The 1,558-nt window shown below is 53.4% G+C and carries 1 protein-coding gene; it reads left to right on the top strand.

Annotation, left to right across the window (positions count from 1 at the left end; translation table 11 throughout):
- Positions 1–1,558 (top strand): non-ribosomal peptide synthetase (locus HFE01_RS26290; protein WP_167442896.1); only part of this gene is annotated, 1,558 nt, incomplete at both ends.

Here is a 1,558-nt window from a genome sequence, read left to right as displayed (position 1 = left end):
CCAGAGCATTTGGCTTACGTCATCTATACCTCTGGTTCAACCGGAAATCCGAAAGGAGTTATGCTCCAGCATCGCTCCGTCCTCAACTTTATCACAGGGATGCGCGAAGTCATTGACTTTGAAACGAGCCAAACGATGTTGTCACTCACGACCATTTCTTTTGATATTTTCGTCTTGGAGACCCTCCTGCCACTGCTAGGTGGAATGACGGTGGTGCTTGGCGACCACCAGCATCAGGTGAATCCTCAAGCGCTGGGTGAATTGATTGCTCATCATCATATTGAGATGTTGCAAATGACGCCGTCCCGGTTGCAAATGCTGCTGGGTCATGAAGCAGGTTCCCGGGCGCTGCAAGGCGTGAAGGCCATTATGGTGGGGGGCGAAGCCCTGCCGTCCAAGCTGCTTGCAGCACTGCAAGAAATCAACGGTCCCCGTATTTATAACATGTACGGACCTACAGAAACGACGGTGTGGTCGACCGTGCAGGAACTGACCCATGCTCAACAAATTAACATCGGACGTCCTATCGCGAATACCCAAATATATATCCTGAATGCGAATGGGGAATTGCAGCCCGTCGGTGTGCCGGGCGAGTTATGTATTGCCGGGGAAGGCTTGGCTCGCGGGTACTGGAAACGTGAAGAACTGACGGCCGAGAAATTTGTAAATCATCCGTTCGCTGGTGACAAGGCAGGCCATGAGCGAATGTATCGTACAGGCGATTTGGCGAGATGGATGCCGGACGGTAACCTTGAATATTTGGGGCGGATGGATCACCAGATTAAAATCCGGGGCTACCGGATCGAACTGGGCGAGATCGAATCGCAGCTGCTGCAGGTGGAGTCCGTACAAGAAGCAGTCATCATGGCCCGCACGGACGAAACAGGTCAAACCCAGCTCGTGGCGTACTACGTGGCAAGTCAAGAGCTTGGAGCTAATGAGTTGAGACAGAAGCTGGGACAAGCGCTGCCAAACTATATGGTGCCGTCGTATTTCATCTGGTTGGAGCAGATGCCACTGACACCGAACGGCAAAATTGACCGCAAGTCCCTGCCAGCACCGGAAGGCAGTCTGCACAGCGGTGCAGAGTATGCAGCGCCACGTACGGTAGCAGAACGAGCACTCGTAGCGATCTGGCAGTCCATCCTGGGCGTGTCAACTGTCGGGATTTTGGACAATTTCTTTGATCTGGGCGGCGATTCGATCAAGGCGATTCAAATCGTATCGCGTGCGTTCCAGGCAGGCTACAAGCTGGACATGAAAGATTTGTTCCGTTACCCAACCGTCGCAACACTGGCACCGCATATGCACGAGGTAAGTCGTAGGGTAGATCAGGGAGAAGTGAGCGGGGAAACAACTTTGTCTCCCATCCAGCATGGGTTCTTTGCCCAGAAGCAAGTAGACGCACATCACTTTAATCAGGCGGTGATGCTGCACCGGAAGCAAGGGTTTGATGAGTCCGCTTTGCGTCAGGCACTTGGCAAACTCACAGCGCACCATGATGCTCTGCGGATGGTGTTCAGCAAGACCGAGCAAGGCTATGAAGCCTGGAACCGCG

The sequence above is a fragment of the Paenibacillus sp. EKM10P genome (assembly GCF_011800655.1).
In the GTDB taxonomy this organism is placed as follows: domain Bacteria; phylum Bacillota; class Bacilli; order Paenibacillales; family Paenibacillaceae; genus Paenibacillus; species Paenibacillus polymyxa.
The sequence above is the reverse complement of the archived record's forward strand: the minus strand, read 5'-3'. Positions and strand labels throughout refer to the sequence as shown.